Annotated in this window: 19 protein-coding genes and 3 pseudogenes; 6 read left to right on the top strand and 16 right to left on the bottom strand. The window is 69.7% G+C overall.

Going from position 1 to position 18,951, the window contains the following annotated elements:
- Positions 1–283: 283 nt before the first annotated feature.
- The 8 genes and pseudogenes from DT019_RS34070 to DT019_RS34035 form a co-directional block, all read right to left on the bottom strand.
- A complete protein-coding gene (locus DT019_RS34070; protein WP_114040856.1) occupies positions 284–469 on the bottom strand; it encodes a hypothetical protein in 186 nt (61 codons plus the stop codon).
- A gap of 260 nt (positions 470–729) precedes the next feature.
- The gene (locus DT019_RS34065; protein WP_114040855.1) at positions 730–1,134 is read right to left on the bottom strand and encodes a peptidoglycan-binding domain-containing protein; all 405 of its coding nucleotides are present in this window, start codon (positions 1,132–1,134) and stop codon (positions 730–732) included.
- 298 nt (positions 1,135–1,432) lie between these two features.
- Positions 1,433–1,591, bottom strand: a pseudogene (locus DT019_RS41155) (peptidoglycan-binding domain-containing protein); the annotation flags it as partial.
- 500 nt (positions 1,592–2,091) lie between these two features.
- Positions 2,092–2,706 carry a TetR/AcrR family transcriptional regulator gene (locus DT019_RS34055; protein WP_114040853.1) on the bottom strand — a complete coding sequence of 205 codons (615 nt, stop codon included), beginning with the start codon at positions 2,704–2,706 and terminating at the stop codon, positions 2,092–2,094.
- The gene (locus DT019_RS34050; protein WP_114040852.1) at positions 2,706–3,554 is read right to left on the bottom strand and encodes an oxidoreductase; all 849 of its coding nucleotides are present in this window, start codon (positions 3,552–3,554) and stop codon (positions 2,706–2,708) included. Before DT019_RS34050 ends, DT019_RS34055 begins: the two co-directional genes overlap by 1 nt.
- A 287-nt stretch (positions 3,555–3,841) precedes the next feature.
- Positions 3,842–4,078, bottom strand: a pseudogene (locus DT019_RS40520) (hypothetical protein); the annotation flags it as partial.
- A gap of 32 nt (positions 4,079–4,110) precedes the next feature.
- On the bottom strand, positions 4,111–4,302 hold the full coding sequence (locus tag DT019_RS34040) for a hypothetical protein (RefSeq protein ID WP_114040851.1): 192 nt from the start codon (positions 4,300–4,302) through the stop codon (positions 4,111–4,113).
- A gap of 67 nt (positions 4,303–4,369) precedes the next feature.
- Positions 4,370–4,789, bottom strand: a complete 420-nt coding sequence (locus tag DT019_RS34035) for a hypothetical protein (RefSeq protein WP_223279891.1) — start codon at positions 4,787–4,789, stop codon at positions 4,370–4,372.
- Between the two features lie 291 nt (positions 4,790–5,080).
- Between DT019_RS34035 and DT019_RS34030 the strand changes: the two genes are divergently transcribed.
- Positions 5,081–5,683 (top strand): hypothetical protein, encoded by a 603-nt coding sequence (locus DT019_RS34030; protein ID WP_189390177.1) that lies wholly within the window; start codon positions 5,081–5,083, stop codon positions 5,681–5,683.
- Positions 5,684–5,852: 169 nt separating this feature from the next.
- On the opposite strand, the gene DT019_RS34025 is transcribed toward DT019_RS34030, so the two are convergent.
- From DT019_RS34025 to DT019_RS34010, 4 genes and pseudogenes are all read right to left on the bottom strand, one after another.
- Positions 5,853–6,383 (bottom strand): EF-hand domain-containing protein, encoded by a 531-nt coding sequence (locus DT019_RS34025; protein WP_223279890.1) that lies wholly within the window; start codon positions 6,381–6,383, stop codon positions 5,853–5,855.
- Positions 6,384–6,491: 108 nt separating this feature from the next.
- A pseudogene (locus DT019_RS40515) lies at positions 6,492–6,921 on the bottom strand (IS481 family transposase); the annotation flags it as partial.
- Positions 6,922–7,290: 369 nt separating this feature from the next.
- A complete protein-coding gene (locus tag DT019_RS34015) occupies positions 7,291–7,974 on the bottom strand; it encodes a response regulator (RefSeq protein ID WP_114040850.1) in 684 nt (227 codons plus the stop codon).
- The gene (locus DT019_RS34010; RefSeq protein WP_114040849.1) at positions 7,971–9,194 is read right to left on the bottom strand and encodes a sensor histidine kinase; all 1,224 of its coding nucleotides are present in this window, start codon (positions 9,192–9,194) and stop codon (positions 7,971–7,973) included. Before DT019_RS34010 ends, DT019_RS34015 begins: the two co-directional genes overlap by 4 nt.
- Before the next feature lie 184 nt (positions 9,195–9,378).
- On the opposite strand from DT019_RS34010, the gene DT019_RS39925 reads away from it, so the two are divergent.
- Together DT019_RS39925 and DT019_RS34000 are read left to right on the top strand one after the other, a co-directional pair.
- A complete protein-coding gene (locus tag DT019_RS39925; RefSeq protein ID WP_189390175.1) occupies positions 9,379–9,885 on the top strand; it encodes a CcdC protein domain-containing protein in 507 nt (168 codons plus the stop codon).
- A gap of 474 nt (positions 9,886–10,359) precedes the next feature.
- A complete protein-coding gene (locus tag DT019_RS34000) occupies positions 10,360–11,052 on the top strand; it encodes a TMEM175 family protein (RefSeq protein WP_189390173.1) in 693 nt (230 codons plus the stop codon).
- A gap of 249 nt (positions 11,053–11,301) precedes the next feature.
- On the opposite strand, the gene DT019_RS33995 is transcribed toward DT019_RS34000, so the two are convergent.
- Entirely contained in the window at positions 11,302–11,712 is a 411-nt protein-coding gene (locus DT019_RS33995) for a (2Fe-2S) ferredoxin domain-containing protein (protein ID WP_114040847.1), read from the bottom strand.
- Positions 11,709–13,685, bottom strand: a complete 1,977-nt coding sequence (locus tag DT019_RS33990; RefSeq protein WP_114040846.1) for a heavy metal translocating P-type ATPase — start codon at positions 13,683–13,685, stop codon at positions 11,709–11,711. Before DT019_RS33990 ends, DT019_RS33995 begins: the two co-directional genes overlap by 4 nt.
- A 114-nt stretch (positions 13,686–13,799) precedes the next feature.
- Between DT019_RS33990 and DT019_RS33985 the strand changes: the two genes are divergently transcribed.
- The gene (locus DT019_RS33985; protein ID WP_114040845.1) at positions 13,800–14,186 is read left to right on the top strand and encodes an ArsR/SmtB family transcription factor; all 387 of its coding nucleotides are present in this window, start codon (positions 13,800–13,802) and stop codon (positions 14,184–14,186) included.
- A gap of 558 nt (positions 14,187–14,744) precedes the next feature.
- Positions 14,745–14,963 (top strand): hypothetical protein, encoded by a 219-nt coding sequence (locus tag DT019_RS33980; protein ID WP_114040844.1) that lies wholly within the window; start codon positions 14,745–14,747, stop codon positions 14,961–14,963.
- A gap of 293 nt (positions 14,964–15,256) precedes the next feature.
- Here DT019_RS33980 and DT019_RS33975 read toward each other — a convergent pair whose 3' ends face one another.
- A complete protein-coding gene (locus tag DT019_RS33975) occupies positions 15,257–16,480 on the bottom strand; it encodes an acetyl-CoA carboxylase biotin carboxylase subunit family protein (protein ID WP_114040843.1) in 1,224 nt (407 codons plus the stop codon).
- A gap of 79 nt (positions 16,481–16,559) precedes the next feature.
- Positions 16,560–17,873 carry an MFS transporter gene (locus tag DT019_RS33970; RefSeq protein WP_114040842.1) on the bottom strand — a complete coding sequence of 438 codons (1,314 nt, stop codon included), beginning with the start codon at positions 17,871–17,873 and terminating at the stop codon, positions 16,560–16,562.
- Between the two features lie 74 nt (positions 17,874–17,947).
- Between DT019_RS33970 and DT019_RS33965 the strand changes: the two genes are divergently transcribed.
- Positions 17,948–18,895 (top strand): phytanoyl-CoA dioxygenase family protein, encoded by a 948-nt coding sequence (locus tag DT019_RS33965; RefSeq protein WP_223279889.1) that lies wholly within the window; start codon positions 17,948–17,950, stop codon positions 18,893–18,895.
- The last annotated feature ends 56 nt before the right edge of the window (positions 18,896–18,951 follow it).

Raw genomic sequence — 18,951 nt, 5'->3', positions numbered from 1 at the left:
GTTCGGGGGTGCGCTGCCGCCGGTACGCGTCGGACGGGTTGGCGCCGCCGACGCGTGGCCACCCTGCTGCGGCAGGACTCGCCGTACTCTGCCGTGCTCGGTGGCCCCTCCGAAAGCTGTACGGACGTCCCGTCCGTCCCAGGGACGTGTCCCACGGAGCGGGCCCGCGACGTGGGACGGGTTTCCGTCCTGCGCGGGCGCTTGGCGCAGGGGTTCGGCCACGCTTCCGAAAGGTCCTTGAGGTGCCCGTGCTGGGTCAACCTGTCCTCGAACTTGCCCAGTGTCACGCCTGCCAGGACGACCAGCGCGGTGAGGACGGGGCATCCCGGGTGAAGTATCCGACGGTGGCGTCGTCGTAGGCGACGCCTGCAAGGTGCTGGGCGTGGTTGGCCTGATGGTCGATCACGGCCTTGTAGTGGTCGAGTTCGGACTCGTCGTCCTCGAAGACGAACTGGACGTCGGTGGCCACTCGGACAACGAGCGCCCTCGGCTGTGTGTCACGAGCCGGCGCGGCCTGAAGGTCACCCGGTCCTCGTCGGCCGGGGAGCAGCCGGACGCCCGCGCCGTCTGCGGGTGCGCGCGGAAGACGGAGCGGTCCAGAACGCCCGAAGGGCTGGCAGCACTGAGCGGCGCAGCCCCTTCACCGGGGGCTGCGCCGCTGCGTTGGCGCGCAGGTCAGGGACCGCCGCGCTCGCGGACCCGGCCGCCGCCCGCGCCGTCCAGGACGGCCTACTCGAACTCGGTACGTGCGATCAGGCCGTGCCAGGTGTTCCGCCCGACCAGACCGTCCACGCCGCCGGCGTCGGAGTACTTGCGCTGGTAGGCCACGACCGCGTCGTACGTCTTGTCGCCGAAGTCGCCGTCCACGAAGTTGGCGACGTCCTGGCTCGGGACGAGGCCCAACTGCACGAGATCGGACTGCAGTTCCTTGACGCAGACGCCGCCCGAGCCCTTGCCGAGCGTCACGTTCGGGAGGTCCCAGCCCAGGTAGTGGTAGCTGCCGACCTCCTGCATGCAGGCCTGCCAGTAGCTGTACTGCGCCTGGGCCGGCGTGGCGGTCAGTCCTGCGACGGCTGCCACCACCGCGCCGAGCATCGCGGTGTTGCGTACGGCGCGTTTGCCTGTTGCCTTCATGAGTCTGTCCTTCGAGTGGTGGGTGGGCCGGGCGGTTCCCGCGTCGGCCGTGGGTGCTGCACGGAACCGTCAGTTGTCGAACCGCCGGCACGCGTAGTTGGGGTGGTAGAGCTACTCCCGGGTGCGGGGGCCGACAATGCCGTCCTCCGACAGCCCGTTGCAGTGCTGGACCCGGATCACGCAGTCGTGGTTCGGGTACACGTAGGGCCGGGCGCTGTCCGGACGCTCGCGGATTTCGGTCGGCCGGAGGTGCCCCACCGGCGGCCCGGGTCCTGGGCCGCCGAGACCTGAGGTGGGATCACCAGGCGACGAAGCGCAGCACTGGCCGGGTGTGGGGGCCGACACAGCCGTCCTGGGCCGGGCTCTCCCCACGCTGGACGACACGAACAGCGTCCTGCGTCTTTGGCCCGTAGTAGCCGTCCACGGTCACGTCGCTGCCGAACGTGTTGAGCAGGTACTGCGCCTCGACGGTGGCCCCGCTGAATGTGTCCGGGACGGGGTCTCGGTGTAGCCGTTGTTGAAGCCGAAGTGCTTGTCCGACTCGGAGGGCTCGAACGGCGCGCCGCCCTGCTCGGGCTCACGGCCGACGCGGCTGGTCGGGGTCGCCGCCGACGTGGGTGTTGGCGGTGGCGACGCAACCCGTGGCGAGGCGCAGGGTCGCGGCCACCGCGAGAGTGGCCCTCTTCATGATGTTCATCGCCATCCTCCGTGACCAGGACGCTGGCCGCTGTCGCCCTCGCCCGGTGATCCGTCGGTCCGCCCCGGAGCCAACAGCGAGGATTCTGCACCAGGCCCGAACCCGTCTGGCCCGCTGGGACGTTGGCAGGGGACGTCTCTGCTCGTCCCAGGCCGCTGACCTGCGGCTTGGGACACCTGACCGGTCATCCTGGGACGAGGTGGGGACAAGGAAGGGACAGCGCCAAGGGTTTTGGCGGTGGTTGGTTTGCCACAACGCACTCAGGTGATCAGGCCGGCGCTGGTCAGCCAGATGTGTTCACATGTCGCCGACGCCTTTTGGAGCTCCTCGCGGGATTCCTGTGAGGCGTGGTAGAAGGTCCGCTCGATCATCCAGCACAGGGCGCGTGCCATCGCTGAGGCCTGATCGGGTTCGATGCCTGCTGGGACGCCGGCGCGTTCGAGGACGGCGGTGATGGCCGTGATGAACAGGTCGGCCGTGTGGTTCCACAGCTCGCCGATCTCCGGCACCGTGAACGACAGGTCGATCGCCGTGCGCATGACCAAGCCGTGCTCGTTCCACAGCTCGACCGTGCGCTGCATGGCTGCCGTAATGGCCTGACGCGGCTCGTCCGTCTGCGCGGTGGCCCGGGACCGTTCCCACAGATGCTCGACGGTCCGGGCCACGAGTGCCGTGACCACTTCTTGCTTGGAGCCGAAGTAGAAGTACAGGGCACCACGTGTGATGCCGGCGCCCTGGGCCACGTCGCCGACGGTCATGGCGTCGTAGCCCTTGCGCGCCAGCAGGTCTTCGCAGGTGTCGAGGATGGCCCGCTCCCGGGCATCGCCCTTGCGCTCGGTGGTGCGACGGCCGCGCGCGGAATGCTGGCCGGGCATCAGAGCTGAGCGCCCTGGGCGAAGTCGGTGGTGCGGGAGAGTGTCTCCCATGCGCGGATGTCCTGGTCCACGGCCGCGCGGGCGGCCGTGACCAGTCGCAGCGCGTCCGAGCCGAGGACGAGGTGGGCCGGCGGCTGGTCGACCGAGGCGATGTGCACGAGCGCGTCCCCGGCCTTGGCCGGATTGCCCAACTGATGCCCGCTGGCCTTCTGCCGCGCTTCGCGGATGGGGGTGAACAACTCGTCGTAGTCGTCGATGGTCCGCGCGGCACGTGTCATGGACCGTCCGGCCCAGTCAGTACGGAAGGAGCCCGGTTCGATCGCCGTCACATGGATGCCGAACTGCGCGACTTCCTTGCCCAGCGCCTCCAGGATTCCCTCCAGGGCGAACTTGCTGCCGCAGTAGGCGGACATGCCGGGTACGGCCATGAGCCCGCCCATGGAGGTGACGGCCATCAGGTGTCCGCGGCGACGTCGGCGCATATGAGGGAGCGCTGCCTGCAGGGTGGCCACTGCCCCGAACACATTGACCTCGAACTGCCGCCGTACCGCGGCCAGCGGGGTTTCCTCGAAGGTGCCCTCCAGGCCGTAGCCCGCGTTGGCGACAACGACATCCAAGGGGCCGACGCTCTGCTCCACCTCCGCGACCACACCAGCGACGGCCTCATCGTCCGTCACGTCCAGCAGGCGACCATGAGCGTGACCGGGCCTGACCTCTTCGAAGGCCCGCAGGTCCTTTTCGTTGCGGACGGTGCCGACGACAGTGTGACCCGCGCCCAGGGCGGCCTCGGCGAAGGCACGTCCGAGGCCCGTGCTGACGCCAGTGATGAGCCAGTTCTGCTTGTGCACTGTTCCTCCAAAGAGGTCTCGCGAGGAGCCGGACCGCCCCCTCCGCAGAAAGTCTACACAGTGTCGATTTTTACCGTCACCCTGTCGATTCTGAAGGTGCTCACAGGATGGAGTACTCAAAGCCATCCGCGTGCCGCGACATGGACGCTGATACGACGGCCGGCGCGGGTGAGCCAGTTACGCGAAGCCGAGTCCGGCTCTTGGGGGCCTGCCCTGGTCGAGGTGTGTGGCCGGGCTTCGGGGGCGGAACGATCGACGGCACGGCAAACCCGCTCCTTCGCGGATCCGACCGCGAGGTAGGCGACGACGGCCACAGTGCGCGGCGCCGTGTCCCAGTACAAGAGGCGTACGCGCTCGATTTCGTCGGCGTACTCGCGCAGTTGAGGGCCGGCGGTGTCGCCGGGGATCAGCTCACCGGTGTTGTGGGCGACGGGGATGACGACCAGCGCGCGGTCCAGGGCGCGGATCTCTGCCTCGCTGGTCAGGTTCTCCAGCTGCTTCGCGGCGGAGTCGGAGAACGCGATCCGAGCGCGGCGCCGACGGTGTTACGGGGCCATCAGGCGACGGCGGGGCGCTGGGCGGCGAGGCGAGTGAGGCGGGCCTCGCGCAGCTTCTCCCACGGGGTGCACTGCTCGGGGTCGGGCAGGCCGTTGGTGGCGATGTCCTCCAGCACGACGGCGTACCAGTCGGCGTCGGCGCGGGACTTGGCCGCGTACGCGTGCACCGCGTCGGCGGCCGCGGGATCCAGCTGCCGGGCGGCGGTGTCGGCGGGGCCGGGTGTTCACCCATCGCCGGTTCCAGAGGGCAGTCACCCCTTACGGGCTCTCTGGGTCGGCGTCCCCAGCTCGCGCGGCGGCCGCCGCCTCCAGCAGCAGCCAGCCGTCGACCTCAACTGCCCGCCGCTGCCCCGGCTGCCACCCACGGGCCAGCGCTGCGTCGAGCAGAGCCCGGACGGCGCCCGGCTCGTGCAGGTTCAGGTCTGCCCCTGCCCTCTGGGTGAAGCCCACGTCCCCGGAGCCGAAGGGAGCCCCGCCCGGGATGTACCGGCCAGGCCCGTCGGCGAAGACAATGCGCAGCGGGCCGCAGGTGCCGGCCGACTGCGGGGACAGGGTGAGGATTTGACGGCAGTCCACGAACCGGCCATCGGGGTCCCTTCGGTGGCTGTGCCGCATCGTCCACATGTACACGCGCTCGTCGGCGACCAGTCGGCGGGGCTTCTTCAAATGGCGAGGCACGCAACCGAGGGTACGCAGCCCGAGCCACATGCCACCTGCGGCCATGTTCTATGCGACCTGTGGCATCCACGACCGACCCCGCCGAGGGATGGCACGTCAAGTTCACAACGGTGCGGGCAGCAGGCGATGACATGCAGCGTCTCGCAGTTGCGATTCATGCGCTGCTCATCAGCAGGACCGAATGGCAGGGCGCCGGATTGCCACGCGAGCTGGTCCAGGTCATCTCTTTCGGATCCTGCCTGCCCCGTCGCGCCCTTCGCAAAATCAGGGCTCGGCCCGAGAATGGGCGCCGTGGCCGACAACACGCTGTGGGTAGGGGTACTGACCGCCAGCACCGCGGTGGTGGCGAGCTGGGTGACCAGCCAGGGTACGACGCGTGCCGCCCGTATTCAGGCTGAGACAACGGCGGCGGTCCAGCGGGCGGATCAGCGACGCACCGCGCGGCGCACCGCCTACGCCGACGTCATCGAGCAGGCGCAGAAGATGGGCGACCTGTACTGGAAGGTCAACGACGCCCACGCGGACCCGGATCCCGAGTCGCGCACAGCCACGCTCAAAGACCTGCGGCTACGGTTGCGCGACGCGTACGCGACGCTGCGCCACCTCGTACGAGTGGTGGAGCTGGAAGGGCCTCAGGAGGCGGCGGCCGCCGCCGACCGGCTGCGGCGCTCGACGTCCGACAACTACCAGGCGCTGGAGGACATGATCGGGGGCGAAGCGAACGCGATCCAGCGGTTCAACGAGTGCTACGCCCCTTTCTGGGAACAGGTCGTCGCCCTCGTGGCCGTCGCACGGGAGGTGCTCCAAGAGGATGCCGTCCCGGCGCCGGTTCCCGCACCCACCCCTCGGGCACGCCGACCATGGATCAGGCATCGGCCGGGGGCCGGAGGATGAGCAGGCCCGACTGATCGCGCTGCGGCGGCGGCAGTTGCACCGAGTCCCGCTGCCGTGCCTGCCGCTGACATGACTGAAGATGGGCTCTCAGTGCGCACAGGACCCTTCACTCGCAGGCGTCGTGCCGAGGGCTTTGCGGGGAGCTTTCGGATGCTCCACCGGTGCAGGATCAGTTGCCCGGTACCCGCCGCACGGCTCCGTAAGCCGCGGCCATGGGGGAGCTGCCCGTGGTCACAAAGTCCCGGATGCCTGCCAGGTAGGCGTCGCGGTCGATCAGTCCGTCGCGGTCGGTGTCGAGGGCCTCGAATGCCGCGTTGGCGTCGGATTCGGCATTACCCGTCCCGGTGCGCAGGCGGGTGAACTCCTCACGGTTCAGGCGCCCGTCGGAGTCACCATCGGCGATGTCGAACAGGGAACCCAAGGCAGGTCGGCAGGAGCGTTCGAACGCGTCATGGCCCACCCATGTCCGGTACTCCTCGAAAGTCACGCGCCCGTCACGGTCGGCATCCATGTCCGCGAAGACTGCCTCGTGAGCGGCTCGCGAGGCGGCGACGACGGGATGATGGGTGTCGCGGGCCATCGCGGAGGCCGCGCGGTCGACCCGTGCGAGGTACTCCGCATGCGTGATCGCGCCGTCACCGTCCACATCCAGCATGGCGAAGATGCGGTGCTGCGGTGAGTCGAATCCTGAGCTGGACACTGCGTTTCCTCCCGGCCGCTTCCGCTGACGGGGTCAAGATACTCATGAATCCGACGAAAGCCGCGCATCTCGTTTCGGAGTCCGGCCTGGCGGCCCTGGCTCAGGGGATGTGTCGCTGGCCATGACGTTGGTGACGCTCGCGTGGAGGCGTGAGACTGGAGGACGGTTTCCGGCAGTGGTGTGCGGCAGGTGGTAGGAGTCGTGGACGTTCCGGACCGCGATCGCCCGAGCTCGCTCTGCTTCAGAGGTTCACCGCCCGGCGTAGAGGAGTCCTTCGGCGAGGATGCGCTGGTAGCGCTCGACCTTGCTGTTGCGTCAAGGCGTGGAGGCCTTGGTCCGCTGGTGGCGAGAGGCCCGCGAGATCAGGGAGCGCACGAAGACTGCAACGCGGTAGTTCGCGCCGTTGTCGGTGACCACATGGTCAACCCCGTGGATGCCGTGGGCGGCGAAGAAACTCGCGGGCGCGGCTGAGGAACGCCACGACGGTGGCGGCCTTCTCGTCGGGAAGCGGCTCGGTGTAGGCCACGCGCGAGAATCCATACCCTGAACGAACTGCCAGTCGGGAACCACCGGGTGGCGGGCCGCGTTCAGCGTGCGGAGCCCCACCCCTCCCCCAGCCACGCCGTCCCACCGACAGCGGGAAGCGGGCACGGCCGGACTCGACCTGGGCGTCAAGGTCACCGCGGCCACCCCCGCCCCCGTCGACGACGAGGTCTCAACGGCCTTGGACGACTGACTCGTACGTGCCCTGCACACCGGGACGCACGGCGTCTGAGGCACCGTACGCGCCCTGCACACCAGGGACGCACGGCGTCTGAGGCACCGTACGCGCCCTGCACACCGGGGTCGCACGGTGTCAGTGACACCCGGCCCGTCCTCACACTCAGCCGAGAGGGGACGGCCCTTCTCAAGGGCAAGGGCGCACGGCGTCCCCGTCGGGCCCGAAGCCGTGGGTGTGGGCCCAGGCGACGGCCTCCGCTCGGTTGCGGATCCGGAGCTTGGCGAACAGGTGGTTGACGTGGGTCTTGACGGTGGCCTCCCCCACCAGCAGGCGCCGGCCGATCGCGCGGTTCGACAACCCTTGGGCGAGCAGCCGCAGTACGTCGGACTCGCGCGGGGTCAGCAGGTCCTGTGACGGTTCGGGCCGCCGTTCGGTCGGTTGTCCGGCGCCGCGCAGGGCGGCGGCCAACAGCCGTTCCTGGACGATCGGGTCCAAGGTGGTGTGCCGGGCGACCGCGGCCTCGATCGCGCGGACGATCTCGGTCTTGCCGGCGTCCTTGGTCAGGTAGGCGCGGGCCCCGGCCTGCAGGGCGTCGAGAATCAGCTGATCGTCCGCCATGGTCGTCAGCACCACGACGGCCACGTCCGGGTGGGCCGCCACGATCCGGCGGGTGGCCTCCACGCCGCCCATCCCCGGCATGCTCAGGTCCATCAGCACCGCGTCCGGGTGCGTTTCGGCGACGTGGGCGAGGGCCTCCTCGCCGTTCGCGCCCCCGGCGACGACGTCGATGCCGGGCATCATGTCCAGCAGGGTCATCAGGCCTTCGCGGATCACCGCCTGGTCGTCGACGACCACCACCCGGGTACTCATGCGGGCACCTCCGCCTGCACGCGCCACCCCTCCGGGGCGGGGCCGGCCGTCAGGTCGCCGCCGATCAGCAGCAGCCGCTCACGCATACCGGCCAGACCGTAGCCGCCGTCCAACCCTGCCGGTCGGGGCCGCAGGACGGCCTCGCCGCCGCCGGAGTGGGCGGGCCCGGACAGCACGGTCAGTCTCACCTGGTCCTGTTCATATTCCAAAGTGACGGTCAGCTCCCGTCCGTGGGCGTGCTTGGCGGCGTTCGCCAGGGACTCCTGGGCGACCCTCAGCAACGCTAGCCCGACCTCCGGTCCGAGCGTGCGCGGGGTGCCGACTGGTGTGAAGGTCGCCGGCGCGCCGGAGAGGGTGCGGTGGTCGTGGACCAGCGCGGTGAGGGCCTCCGGCAGGGGCGGGGTGTCCGCCCGCAGGGCCGCGATCGCGCGTCGGGTTTCCGTCAGTCCGTCGACGGCGATCCGGCGGGCGTTGCGGACCCGCTCGACCGCCTCGTCGGTGCGCGGCGGATCCGCGGTGAGCAGCGAGTCGGTCACGTCCAGCTGGACCGCCAGCGCGCCCAGTGACTGCGCCAGGACGTCGTGGATCTCCCGGGCGATCCGGGTCCGTTCGGCCAGCGCCGCGGCCCGCTGCTTCTCTTCTTGCGCGCGTCGGGTTTGCAGCAACAGTTCCTCGGCCTGCGCATGTTGCGTCCCGATGCTGCGCCGGGTCGCACCGGCGAGCTGAAGGGCCAGCAGGGCGGCGATCCAGGCGACGACGTCCGCCCAGGCGTGCCCGGGGAGACTGGCCGCGATCCCGCCGATCGCCAGCGCCAGGACACCGGCCGCCAGGACGGCCGCGCTGACCAGCGTGGGCAGGACCGCCCCGGAGGACACCACAGCCATGCCGACGATTGCCGTGGCCGGCATGGCCTTGGGTTCGAGGGTGATGAGGAGATTCCCGCTGATGATCGTGACACCCAGGATCGGCACGGCCCACGCCTCGGGCACCGCCCGGAGGCCGGCCACGCACCACAGCGCCCAGGCTCCGCTCAGCAGCACCACCAGCACGCAGGTGGTGGAGGACCAGACGAGCCCGTCCGAGAGCGGCAGGACGACCAGCACCAGAGCCAGCCCGAGCACCCGGGGCAGCACGTGCTGCCAGAGGTCGGGGCGCAGCAGGATCGATCCCGGTGGCGCTGCGGGTGGTGGGGACGGCTTGCCTTCTGTGATCACAGCCATGGTTCGAGCTTGGCATACACCTCTTTCTCGCCCTCTGGATCGGGGCCCACCGACGGGTGGAGCAGGGCGGAGAAGGGTGGAGGTGTCCGCGCTCCACCCTCCTCCACTCCTCGGCCGACGCCCGGGCCGGGGCACAGGCCTGACGCTGTGTGGACAAGATCCCCTTCACCTACGGGCGGCATCCATGTCCACCTTGCAGAGCGCTCTCCTCATCAACGTCGTCGTGCTGCTCACGACCCTGTACGCGGACCTCGGCACCAAGGCGGTGAGCCGCCAACGCTTGCTCCGCCCGCTGATCGTCGCGGTGATCATCGTCCCCGTGTTCGTCCACACCTTCTTCGACAGCGGGATCGGCCTGGCCGTCGAAATCTGCGGCCTCGCCGCCGGAGTGCTGTTCGGGCTGATCGCGGTCAGCCAGGTCCAGGTCTTCCGGGAGCCGGACGGCCGGGTCGTCGCTCGGGCAGGCCGCTGCTACGCGGCGCTGTGGATCGGCTTGATTGTCGCCCGCTCGGTGTTTTCCATCGGCGCCACCTACTGGTACAGCTCCGAGTTGGGCCGCTTCTTCTTCCGCCACGGCGCCCTGCCCCAGGACATCGCCTCGATCGTCACCAACGGGCTGGTGTTCATGGCGATCGCCGCGCTGCTCACCCGCTCGGGAGCGCTGATGGTGCGCGCCTCCGGGCAGCACTGAGCCCCGGCCTGCTCCAGGGGCGCAGGCACGCGCCGCCCGTAGCCCTCTGCTCCACCGGCACGGCGACGGCCTCAGCCCACGGTTCAACGCCGCGGGGCATCAGACGAGGTCGGCATGCACGCAGGAAGCTGCGGCCAAACGACCGCGCCAGGGCGGGTGTGCCGTGGTCGTGGAGCGTGACCCTCGCCGGTGAGATCGGCGAACCCGGCTCCGCCACCCTGTCGGACCTGGCCGTGCTCGCCTTCACTCGCGGCATCCGACGTGACATGGACGGATTCGGCGCGCTCTTCGCCGCCCCCAGCCGGTACCGCGGCCGGACCTGCCCTGGGACAGCGGCCGCTTCATGGTCGAACTCGAAGCCGTTCACCCAACAGCCCTTGTACAGACAGACAGTTCGGTCCGCCCGGGTCGTGGAAACCGCCGCACCGGCCGCCCCCGGCCCGATGGACCGGACAGAAGAAAGGTGTTACACGCATGAGTGCCAGCGACGCCGTCGACGAACCCGGCACGCGAGGATACGGCCCGGCTCGGCCGCCGTCTCCCGCGCCGGGCGGGAACAAAGAAGGCGCATCCGGGGAACGGCTGGTGTTGTTCACCGACGCGGTGACCGCGATCTCGATCACTTTGCTCATCCTGCCGCTGATCGATATCGTCCCGGAGGCCGCGTCGGCCCACGAACACGCCAGCGAGGTGATCACCGGTCACCTCGACCAGATCTGGAGCTTCCTGCTCAGCTTCGCGGTCATCGCGAACATCTGGCGGGAGCACCACCGGACCTTCTCATCGGTCACGAGGGTCACCCGCCCTTTGATGGTGTGGAACATGGGGTGGCTGCTGTCCGTCGTCGTGCTCCCCCTGCCGACGGAGATGATCGGCGCCTTCGGGCGCGACCAGTTCGTGGCGGCGTTCTACTACGCGGTTCTCCTGGCGAGCATGGTGTGCCGGCTGGCGATGCTGAGGATCCTCAAAACCAACCCTGGGTTGCTCGACGAGGACGATCAACAACCGTGCAGGCTCCAGGAGTCCTACACCGAGAGCTGGCTCAACGTCCTCACTCTGGTCCTGGCCCTTGTCCTCGCCCTCGCCGTACCCGCGCTGCAGTACTACAGCCTGCTGCTGCTCGTCCTGCCCAGGCGGGCGCTCCTTCGGGGCCGACGTCCCCGCTGACCCGCGGCCAAGGGGCGATCGCGTTCGACCCGGCCAACTGGCCTTTGGGGCAGGCGCGTGCAACACCGGTAGCCAGCGCCTCCCTTGGGCTGTCAGTCTGGGATGCCATGCCCCGGCGGCGCTGCATTCCAGCCGCTGCCCGCGCCCCCGCGCTGCCTCCAGGCCGGGCCGCCCCGTCGCGAATTCCCGGACTGCGCGGCGGTCCCTGTCGCGAACGGTCCTTTGCCTACGGGCAGATGGGCGCGGGCGTTACGTGTCGTGGAGTTCGGCCTGGACGCGGCGGGAGGGGCGGAAGATGTAGAGGTCGAGGATGCCGGGCGGGTCGGTGAGCCCGGGGCCGCCGGCTTCGATCCAGGTGGTGATGTCGTCGGTGGCGCCGGGATCGTTGACCAGGCCCAGCCAGACCGGGCGGCCGCCGTTCTTGCGGCCCTCGGCGGAGGGCTGGACGACGATGACGTTGGCGTGTTCGCAGGCGTCCAGGCAGTCGGTGACCCGGACCTGCGCGGTGCCTTCCAGTGCGCGGCGCAGTCCGGCGAGTTGGGCGGCGTGGTCGATGCCGGGGATCTTCGGCGTGCCGCAGCAGCAGCCGCGGCAGACGGTGACGGTGCAGCGGGCTGCCCCCGCGTCGGAGGGGGCGGCCTTGCGGGTGCGGCGGCTCACTGGCCGGTCCCGGTGCGGGCGCGGCGCCAGGCGCTGTCGGCGAGCAGGCGCAGGCCGTTGAGGCCGACGACGACGGTGGAGCCCTCGTGACCTGCGACACCCAGCGGTAGCGGCAGCGTCCAGAACAGGTCCCAGATCACCAAGACCGTGATGAACACTCCGGCGATGACCAGGTTCTGTACGACCAGGCGGCGGGCCTGGCGGGAGAGGCGGACGACGGTGGGAAGGGTGGCCAGCTCGTCGCGGACCACGATGGCGTCGGCGGTTTCCAGGGCGAGGTCGGATCCGGCGCGACCCATGGCGATGCCGGTGTGCGCGGCGGCCAGCGCCGGGGCGTCGTTGACGCCGTCACCGACCACCAGCACCTTCCGTCCGGCCTGCTCCAGCTCGGTGATCGCGGAGACCTTGTCCTGCGGGAGGAGCCCGGCGCGAACGTCGGTGATGCCGACCTCCTGGGCCAGGCGGGCGGCGGCGCGCGGGTTGTCGCCGGTGACCAGCACCGGCGCGGTTCCGGTCAGGACGGTCAGGGCGGTGACGGTGGCGGCGGCCTCCTCGCGCAGCCGGTCGGCGATGCCCAGCACCCCGACGGGGGTGCCGTCGGCCTGGACCAGGACCGCGGTGCGGCCCTGGTCCTCCAGCCGGGCGGCGACCACTGCGGCCGGGTGGTCGGTGCGCCCGTTCAGCAGCCGGGCGGGGGTGGCGACCGCGACCGCCTTGCCCTCCACCGTGGCGGTCACGCCGGTGCCGGGGGCGGAGGCGAAGTCCTGCGCCGGGGGGATGTCGAGGTTGCGGGTGCGGGCGGCGTCCACGACGGCGCGCGCGAGGGGGTGTTCGCTGGGGTGCTCGGCCGCCGCCGCCAGCCGCAACAGCTCGTTCTCGGTCAGGCCGGAGGTGGCCAGCGGGCGGATGTCGGTCACCCGCGGGGTGCCCTGGGTCAGCGTGCCGGTCTTGTCCAGCGCCACCGCGTCGATCTGACCCAGCTGCTCCATCACCACGGCGGACTTCACCAGCACACCGTGCCGTCCGGCATTCGCGATGGCGGACAGCAGCGGCGGCATGGTGGCCAGCACCACCGCGCACGGCGAGGCGACGATCATGAAGGTCATGGCGCGCAGCAGCGTGGGCTGAAGGGCGGCGCCGAACAGCAGCGGCAGTGCGAACAGCGCGATCGTCGCGGCGACCATGCCGATCGAGTACCGCTGTTCGACCTTCTCGATGAACAGTTGAGTGGGTGCCTTGGTCTCGGAGGCTTCCTCGACCATGGTCACGATGCGGGCGATCACCGAGTCCGACGGATCGCGTTCGACCTTCACGCGCAGAGCACCCGTGCCGTTCAAGGTGCCGGCGAAGACCTCGTCGCCCTCCTGCTTGGCGGCGGGGAGGGGCTCGCCGGTGATGGTGGCCTGGTCGACCTCGCTCGTGCCGTCCAGGACGCGGCCGTCGGCGCCGATCCGCTCCCCCGGCCGCACCAGAATGGTGTCGCCCACGGCCAGTTGCCCGGTGGGGACGCTCTCCTCGGTACCGTCGTCCAGCAGGCGGGTCGCGGTGGTGGGGGCCAGGTCGAGCAGGCCGCGCACCGAGTCGGCGGTGCGGGCGGTGGCGATCGCTTCCAGGGCGCCGGAGGTGGCGAAGATGACGATCAGCAGCGCGCCGTCCAGCACCTGCCCGATCGCCGCCGCCCCCAGCGCGGCTACGACCATCAGGAGGTCGACATCGAGGGTCTTCTCCTTGAGCGCCCGCAGTCCGGCCCAGCCCGGTTCCCAGCCGCCGGTGGCGTAGGTGAGGGCGAACAGCGGCCCCCACGACCACGTCGGCGCCCCGGCCAGATACAGCGGCAGCGCGACCAGGAACAGCGCCAGCGCCGCGGCCGCCCAGCGGGCCTCGGGCAGCGCGAAGATCCGGGTACGGCGCCGGGGCGCCGCCGCTTCACGGACAGCGCCCGGCGGGACGGGACGGGTGAGAGTGGAAGACATCGAGCCAAGTCCTCTGGATACGGAGCCGACGCCGGACAGCGCCCAGCCCCACCACCGTAACAGGAACGAATGAACACCGATTCATGTGTTCATGGCGGAGAGTACGATGAGCGCATGGGTCACGGAGCCACACCAGCCGACAGCAGCGTCCCGCGCACACGCCTGGACGCGACCAGCGCAGCCAGGGTCGCGACCACCCTCCAGGCCCTGGCCACCCCCTCCCGCCTGCTCATCCTCGCCCGCCTGCGCGAAGGCCCCCTGCCGGCGACCGAGCTGGCGAGCGAAGTCGGCATGGAGCAGTCCGCCTGCTCCCACCAGCTGCGCCTGCTGCGCAACCTCGGCCTGGTCACCGGCACCCGCAACGGCCGCTCCGTCGTTTACGCCCTCTACGACAACCACGTCGCCACGCTCCTCGACCAGGCCCTCTACCACGTCGAACACCTGCGCCTGGGACTGCACGACACCTCGGAAGCGGTCACCCCGGCCACCGCCGGACACTGAGCAGGCGCCAGGACCCCCGCCGGTCGGGGCCCGGGTTGGCCGCCATCCGCGAGTTCGCGGCATCGCACCGGCGCACAGACGTACGGGGGCGGCCGTCTCTTCTCGACGGCTCCTCATCAGCAGCTTGATCACTCGGCGCCTGACGCACAGGGCAGGGCAGCAGGGTGGGCGATGCAGGTGGACGACGAATACCGGCACCGCTCACAGCCGTGCTCGTAGTGGTGTGGCTGGCCGGACGCTCCTCACCCAAACCGTGAGCCAGGCCACCGCGCTCCAACGCGGCCCGGACGACCGCGACCTGAGGGCCGTACAGCTTGGGTGGACGCCCGACCGCCGCAACACGAAGCACCGCCCTCCTTCCACACCCGACGCCAAGTCGCACGCTCTCCGTACACACCCCCACCGCCCGCGCGATCTCCACATGCCGGACGCCCTCCTCGAGCAACTCGACCGCCGAGCACGCATCGCCTCTGCCCAACTGAGGCCACGACAAAGGGGAAAGAGGAGATCGGGCACGGGGTCGACAAGAAGATCCAGGCGATCGACGACCGCGACGCCATGAAGGCGGAGGACCGCAGGCTCGGAGCGATCTACGCGACCTGCATGAAGCCCGTCGAGGCGGCGCGGGAGCCACTGCGCGCGAAGGCGCGGGAGCAGTATGTTGCCGAGCACAAGGACGAGTTGGCGCAGATCCGCACCAGCCTGCCCGAGCGGATCGCCACCATGGAACAGCGCTACGGAATCCGCTTCTCCGTCCCCGCCCCTGCCGGGCGCTGAGCAGTGCGCATCACGCACTGAGTCACGGCGGTACTGCCTCGGCGGCCGCGGGAGGCGCTCCGCTCAAGGCCCGTGGTCGGCGAAGTGATTGCCGTCGAGTCCCACCTCTCGGCGCCGTGGGTCACCGCAGTCTGGTAGCCGTGTCCATGCCGAGGTGGCCCGCAGGCACGGCCATCAGGCCGTCGTCGTCCAGCCCGTGAACGGCCTTCCTCGCATCGCGGGCGCTTGCATCGGAGACGGCCAGAGCCGGCTGACCGCGCGCGCCGGTCCTTTCGGGCCCGGACGGGGGTCGGCTACTCGAAGCTGAAGGTGAAGGCGCCGCGCACTTGTTGGGCGATTTCCCGCAGGCCTGCCACGCTCTCCGCGGTGATCAACACCTCTGTGAAGAAGTTCTCCTGATCCATCGACGTGACGCGGAAGCCCTCGAACTGGTACCCGTCGACCACGCCGGGGAGGAGCTTCAGTTCGTCGAGAGGGGTGGCGCTCACCAGCGTTCCGACCCGGTCGGCCTCGAACGGCAGGAGAGCCACCAGCAGATCGTGGTCGGCCGCCGGCTTTTCCAGGAGGCCGATGTCCAGCTCCTCACCGAGGGCCATCCGGACGGACAGCTCGATCGGATCGATGCCACAGGTGTGCTGGGTGGCGATACGGTACAGGCCGCCGCCGGGACGGGGGTTGATCTCGATCAGTTCGCAGGTCCCGTCCTCGCGCACTCTGCCCTCCACGTGCAGCCAGCTGCCCTGAAGGCCGAGCGCGACGCACAGTGCGCCGACCGTACGGGTCAGCTGCCGAGCCCCACGCCGTACGAGGTCGGAGGGCGGGGGCGAGATGCGCAGCCCGGCGTCATGGTGGCGGGCCTCGTCGTGTTCGGTCTTCTCGACGCTCAGAAGCGGAACGAAGCGCCCCTGCAGCACCGCCCCATCGACAGAGAACTCGGTGCCGTCGATGTACTCCTCGACGATGACGTGGCCGTCGGGGCCCAGCGCTCCAGCGATTTCATCGAGCCTGGAACGCAGTTCGGCAGGGCTGTCCGCCCTGCGGACCATGCGCGAGCCGCCTGAGTCCTTGTCCGGCTTGACGATGACGGGGTACGACGTCACCGCTTCGACGCCCAAGGAGGCGGCCGGACCCGAGGTGAAGGCAAGCGCCGACAGTTCTTCGGCCGCCATCGCCTGCCGGACCGCGGCCTTGCTCAGCAGCGTCTCGCGTCCGGGTTCACCGCCGGGCAGGCCGTAGTGCCGGGCAGCGCGTGTCTGCCAGGAGATGAGGGGTTCGACGAAGTTGACGATGGCCGTGGGTATGACGCCCGCGGCGTCGATCGCGGCGACGAAGTCGTCCAGATCGGCTCGCGCCCAGTCGATGACCACATGGGCCGCACAGTGGTCGCGGTTGACGTCGTCGGGTTCGTCGGAGACCAGGACGGGGCGGCGCCCCATGTCCGAAAGCATCCTGGAGACGATCCGCACTCCTCCCGCGAACCGCTTGGAGTAGATCAGGACGTCCTGTGCCTCTGTCATGGCGCGCGTTTGCCTTGTCGGTCGAGTGTTCCGGCAGCCGGGGTGCTGTCGGAGCGAGCGGGTGGAGGCCTGTGGAGGCCTACTCGGTGGTGGTGGGGGCCCGTTCCGCGTCGGGTGCGTCCGAGTCCGCCCGGGCCCCCAAGGTGCGGGCCTGCTCAAGGGTGGTGGCCGAGCGCAGGGGGGAAAACAGCAGCCAGCACGACACGATCAGGTAGGACAGGCCCACCACCCAGATCGCCGTGCCGGGGGTCAGCGCGTCGCAGAGCGCGCCCCCGATGAACGCACCTACGGGCAGGGTGCCGAGTGCCACGAGCCGGTAGCTGGCGGTGACGGCGCCGAGCTGGTGATCCGGCGGGATGGCCTGTCGCAGGCTCACCGCGAACACGTTGAACAATGCCACGCCGAAGCCGTTGACGATGAAAGCGCAGGCGACAAGTACCGGGACGGCGATGTCCAGTTGGACGGCGACGGGCACCAGCAGGAGGCCGACGGCGGCGAGGATCACTCCGGCGGTGAGGACGCGTCCCACCGTCGAGCGGGCCGCGAGCCGTGCCGCGAGCAGGGAACCGACCAGCGCCCCGATGCTGCCGATGCCGATGATGGCACCGACGACCGTGCCACTCAGATCGAGCTCCCGGACGGCGAAGACGAGGAACACCGTGAGGAAGCACTGCTCGTGCAGGTTCGACAGGCCCGCCTGGGTGCACAGGTCCCTGATGGGGCGCAGGGACCAGGTGTAGCGCAGGCCCGAACCGATCGTGCGCAGGGCGGACTGCCGGGGCACACCGGGTGCTTCGACGCCGCGCAGCAGGGCCGCGCTCATCGTGGCGCCGACGAAAAGGGCCGCGGTGACCGTGAGGGCGGGCGACAGTCCGAGCTTGCCCACCAGAAATCCCGCTACTGAGGGGCCCGCCAACTGGCTTACGGAGTAGGTCGCTTGGTGCAGTCCGTTCGCCGGGGCGATCGATTCCACGGGGACGATCTTGGGGATGGTGGACTGGTAGGCGACCTCGTAGAACACGCTGGCCGTGCCGATCACCGCCGCGGCCGCGACGATGTGTCCGAGCGTCAGGCCGTCGGCGGCCTGCACCAGGCCGAGCACGCCGAGTGCGGCCCCGCGGGCGACGCTGGTGATCACCAGGGTGCGGCGGGGCGGGTAACGGTCCACGATCACGCCGGCCACCAGGGACAGCAGCACGATGGGTATGAACTGCACGGCGGAGATGAGGCCGACGCCGGTGCCGCTCGCGTGCAGGGCGGTGACCGCCACCAGAGGGAGCAGGAAGTTGGTGAGCTGCGTTCCGAAATGAGCGGTCGTTTCCCCCGCCCATACGTTTCTGAAGTTCTTGTTCTGTTTCAGGAGAACGCGGACTTCGTTGTCCAGAATCGCCACTCTGCCTCCCCGGCAGCCACTTCATCAAAATCAATCGTGATGGACTCTAGCATGTGATCGTTTTCTCCGCTAGCGTGTACAGCGATCTTGTGCCTGTCGCGAATCAGAGAGTCGAGGACGGCGTGTCGGAATACTCTGCACTGACCGAAGAGGAAATACAGCTGCTTCCGTCCGACGAGGACGTGCGCCACTATGCGGAGCATGGGTGGTATTTGTCGAAGAAGCTTCTGAGCGATGCCGAGACCGAGGCTCTGACGGCGGCCAGCGAGCGCTTCTATGCAGGTCATCGCGGTCGCGAGCTACCGGTTCAGCCTGACCGCATCGCCGACTGGACCCCTGCGGACGGCCCGGTCCAACGTAACAACGACTACATTCACTATCGGGAAGAAGTCACCTCACGTATTCTGCGGAAACCGCTGATCGGCGCCGTGGCGGCACGCCTTGCGCAGACGCCCGAGATACGCACATTTCAGGCCACGCTGATTTACAAGCCTGCCGTTCCCGACGAGGATTCGAATATCGTCTCCTGGCATTTCGACAAGTATTTCTGGCCGACGTGTTCCTCCGACAACATGTTGACGGCCTTCATTCCGTTCCACGACTGCACGGAGGAAACCGGAACCATCACGATGGTGCCCGGCAGTCACCGGTGGAGTCGACGGCACGGCGCAGACCGTCCAGTCGGTGAGCCCACTGACGTCGCGCGTGAATACCTGCTGAACGGCGACGCCGACCGCAACGGTGCGACCGCCCAGCGGATCCCGGTGCACATCCCCCGCGGGCACATGACCTTCCACCACTGCCTCCTCTACCACGGCAGCGGCGCGAACCGCAGTCCCAACCCCCGGCGTGCCATCTCGCTGCACCTTCAGGACGCGTCCAACACCTACCAGGACTACCGGGCCTCCAACGGCCGCCAGCAGCCGTACAAGCACGACACCCTCGTCCGCCGGACTGCGGAAGGCCGGCCGGACTACGCCGACCCCGACTTCTGCCCGACGCTGTGGCCGGTGACCGGCTGACCTGACCTGACCCGACCGGGCACGGACGCGGGACATGCCCTTCGCCGACGGGATCG

The sequence above is a fragment of the Streptomyces sp. SDr-06 genome, assembly GCF_003324565.1.
In the GTDB taxonomy this organism is placed as follows: domain Bacteria; phylum Actinomycetota; class Actinomycetes; order Streptomycetales; family Streptomycetaceae; genus Streptomyces.
This window is presented reverse-complemented; position numbering and strand designations above follow the sequence as displayed.

What these genes read in the sequence shown, in the direction of transcription:
- DT019_RS34055 (WP_114040853.1), bottom strand. Translation starts at nt 2,706, where the DNA reads ATGCCCGGCCAGCATTCCGCGCGCGGCCGTCGCACCACCGAGCGCAAG.
- DT019_RS33985 (WP_114040845.1), top strand. Translation starts at nt 13,800, where the DNA reads ATGGGTCACGGAGCCACACCAGCCGACAGCAGCGTCCCGCGCACACGC.
- DT019_RS39925 (WP_189390175.1), top strand. Translation starts at nt 9,379, where the DNA reads ATGTCCACCTTGCAGAGCGCTCTCCTCATCAACGTCGTCGTGCTGCTC.
- DT019_RS34000 (WP_189390173.1), top strand. Translation starts at nt 10,360, where the DNA reads ATGAGTGCCAGCGACGCCGTCGACGAACCCGGCACGCGAGGATACGGC.
- DT019_RS33990 (WP_114040846.1), bottom strand. Translation starts at nt 13,685, where the DNA reads ATGTCTTCCACTCTCACCCGTCCCGTCCCGCCGGGCGCTGTCCGTGAA.
- DT019_RS34065 (WP_114040855.1), bottom strand. Translation starts at nt 1,134, where the DNA reads ATGAAGGCAACAGGCAAACGCGCCGTACGCAACACCGCGATGCTCGGC.
- DT019_RS34015 (WP_114040850.1), bottom strand. Translation starts at nt 7,974, where the DNA reads ATGAGTACCCGGGTGGTGGTCGTCGACGACCAGGCGGTGATCCGCGAA.
- DT019_RS33980 (WP_114040844.1), top strand. Translation starts at nt 14,745, where the DNA reads ATGAAGGCGGAGGACCGCAGGCTCGGAGCGATCTACGCGACCTGCATG.
- DT019_RS34010 (WP_114040849.1), bottom strand. Translation starts at nt 9,194, where the DNA reads ATGGCTGTGATCACAGAAGGCAAGCCGTCCCCACCACCCGCAGCGCCA.
- DT019_RS33975 (WP_114040843.1), bottom strand. Translation starts at nt 16,480, where the DNA reads ATGACAGAGGCACAGGACGTCCTGATCTACTCCAAGCGGTTCGCGGGA.